A 2,995-nucleotide genomic window follows, 5' to 3' on the forward strand; every position below is an offset into this window, starting at 1 on the left:
GCCTTGAATCCGGCTGGGACAGCGCGGTGCTGAAACGCACGTTGAGTCCCCAGTGGGAGCGGACCACTTTCGGCGAACCCGTGAATGCCACCCGGAGAATTACGGAGAGCGACCAAATCGTCTATACACCGGGGGAGACCTCCCGCAGGGTTGACTGGAACGGCATGGAAGCTTCGCTTCGGGCCGGTCTCCCGGGAAGCTTCGACCAGTTGGAGGCGTTGCGGAGCACGGGCATCACCGCTAAGCTTCCGCTTAAAACTGTACAGCCGGATGTGACGGTTGAATCGCTTCGGGAACAGGGAGTGGCGCGCAAGATTGCCGAATTCAGCACCTCGCTGGGCTCAAGCGGACCGGGAAGAAGCTACAACGTGGAATCCGCCGCTAAAGCGGTGAATGATACGCTCCTGCCCCCAGGGGGAATATTCGACTACAGTAAAGCAATCGAAAAAGCGGAGAAAACCACAGGATTCCGCGAAGCGCCGGTCATTGTGAGCGGCAAGCTTCAGCCGGGCGTCGGCGGCGGCATCTGCCAAGTGTCCAGCACGCTGTACAATGCGGCGCTGCGCACGGGACTTGAAATCGTAGAGCGGCGCAACCACTCCCTGCCGGTAAGCTACCTGCCCAAGGGCCAGGATGCGACCTTCTCCCAGGGGTCAATCAATTTCCGCTTCCGCAACAATACCGGCCGCTATTTATTAATCCGATCCGCCGTGCAGGGCCGCACACTGACCGTCAAGCTCTTTGGCACCTTCCCGGAAAATGTATCGTACGAGGTTGAGTCTCGGACCGTGGATATCCTAACTCCCGGCAGCCGGACGGTTTCCGATGCAACCCTGCCGGCCGGGGCTTCGCGCACGCTCCAGAACGGCAAAGCCGGATATGTCGTTGAGACCTACCTCACCCGCAAGGTGGACGGCAAGGCCGTAGACAGAAAAAGACTGTCGCGCGACACCTACCGGCCGCAGCAAGCCCTTGTCGCCGTCGGTTCAGGCGGAGCAAGACCATCCTCCCCGGAGCCCTCCGAGCGTCCGCTGGTGGAGGATGGAATAAGGAAAAATAATTAAAGGGGTTTCTGCGAGATAGCATAGACCGGGCGGCGCTCAAGCAAGCAGGCATGGGGTGCCGCCCAACATATTTAATTCTTGCTTTACCTAAGCAGGCCGTCCCCTTTACAATCTGCTGATATACTGATGATATACTCAAGTAATCACTATATTCAGAAAGGGATGACTTATCGTGACAACAACGGCAATATCCACCACTGTTAAGCTGGCCGATATTATGCGACCTGCACCGATCGTTTATGACTACAGCACCTGCCGCCAAGCGCTTCGCCTAATGTTCAATCACCCGGAGTCCAAATGTCTTGTCCTCTGTAGCCCTGCGGACGAGCCGGTGGGGCTGCTCATGAGCGAAAAATTCTTTTTAAAAGTATCCGGCCGGTTCGGAATGGACACATTCTACAAGGAACCCGCAATGAAGTTTGCACAAAAAGACCCGCTGATTGTCGACATCACCACTGAGCCGTCTGCGGTTCTGGCAATGGCGATGGACCGCCATCCCATGCAGCAGAATGACAGCATTATCATCACTGACGGCGGCAAGCTGGCCGGAGCCGTCTATGTCTCCGATTTACTCGCCCGGCAATCATAGTTAGACACGCCTCTCCTTCCCCCTTTTCCGCTCTACTTTATACCTTCGTTCCCCCTCACTTCTGCATTTAGAACAAGTTATCCAAAAGCGCCGATTCCAGCATAATAACACATTCGTATATAGCTTTAGCGTGACTTGTTCTCCTTCAGCATGTGCTGCCGGCCGGTCCCTCCCTCTTGCAGAAAAACTCTATTCATTCTTATAATTTAAGTTGCTATAACTATGATATGATTTGCCCATGAGGAGGAGTCAGTAATATGGCCTTGATCGAATGCCGGTTCTATTCGGAAACGCTGGGTCTAAGCACGTCAATGACGGTGATTCTGCCACAGAAGACGAAGACACAAATCGGAATGAGCAGCAATGCCCGTAACGGCCTGCATCCTACCTTGTTCTTGCTGCATGGATTGTCGGATGATCACTCCATTTGGCTTCGCCGCACGTCGATTGAGCGTTATGCCGCGAACCTGGGAATTGCGGTCGTTATGCCGCAGGTGCATCGCAGTTTTTACACAGACATGGCTTACGGGGGGCGCTACTGGACCTTTATCAGCGAGGAACTGCCGGCGCTGGCGCGCTCGTTCTTTCCGCTGTCGGCGGAGCGTAAGGATAACTTCGCGGCAGGCTTGTCGATGGGAGGCTATGGGGCAATCAAGCTGGGGCTTCGCAAGCCGGAGGCTTTTGCCGCTGCTGCCAGTCTATCCGGAGCACTCGATGTGGCGCATCTTCATATCAACCATGGCAACACTATGTCCAAACAAGAATTTGAAATGATTTTTGGCAATGAGGATATCTCAGGAACGGACGAGGACCTTCTGGCCTTGATCCGAAAGGTAGACGCCTCGAGCGGACCGAAGCCGCTTTTGTACCAATGCTGCGGTACGGAGGATTTTTTGTATGAGGATAATCTGCGTTTTCGCGATGCCGCCCGAGCAACCTCCCTATCCTTAACTTATGAGGAAAGCCCGGGAACCCACGAATGGGGCTATTGGGATGCCAAAATTCAGGATGTGCTGGCCTGGCTGCCGCTGAGAGCATAGAATATGTTCATGAAAAAGAGACCCGCTCTTCTACGCCTAACTGGTACCCTTTTCGGGTACGGACAAAACTGCGTAAATACATTTTCTTCCGCTGATCCTTTGATCGATTGAAAAAGAGCTGCGATCGTGCAGGAATTTCAAGCATTTCTGCAATAACATGAGGTCAAGGAGGGAAAACATGTATCTGTGCAGGAATGGTCCCTCTTGAATTAACATTTGTGGAAAAAGGATGTATCGTCGCAGGTTATCCTTTTTCAAAGTCCAAAACTTTATCTAAAAAGCCGAGAAGACTCCTTCCTCTA

Annotated in this window: 3 protein-coding genes; all 3 read left to right on the forward strand. The window is 53.4% G+C overall.

What is annotated here, in order from left to right:
- On the forward strand, window positions 1–1,064 hold a 1,064-nt coding region (locus L691_RS0104735), incomplete at its 5' end, for a VanW family protein (protein ID WP_025689102.1).
- A gap of 172 nt (window positions 1,065–1,236) precedes the next feature.
- Window positions 1,237–1,653, forward strand: a complete 417-nt coding sequence (locus L691_RS31810; protein WP_156934163.1) for a CBS domain-containing protein — start codon at window positions 1,237–1,239, stop codon at window positions 1,651–1,653.
- A gap of 257 nt (window positions 1,654–1,910) precedes the next feature.
- Window positions 1,911–2,693, forward strand: a complete 783-nt coding sequence (locus L691_RS0104745) for an alpha/beta hydrolase (protein WP_025689104.1) — start codon at window positions 1,911–1,913, stop codon at window positions 2,691–2,693.
- The last annotated feature ends 302 nt before the right edge of the window (window positions 2,694–2,995 follow it).

The organism is Paenibacillus zanthoxyli JH29, assembly GCF_000520715.1.
GTDB classification, from domain to species: domain Bacteria; phylum Bacillota; class Bacilli; order Paenibacillales; family Paenibacillaceae; genus Paenibacillus_AQ; species Paenibacillus_AQ zanthoxyli.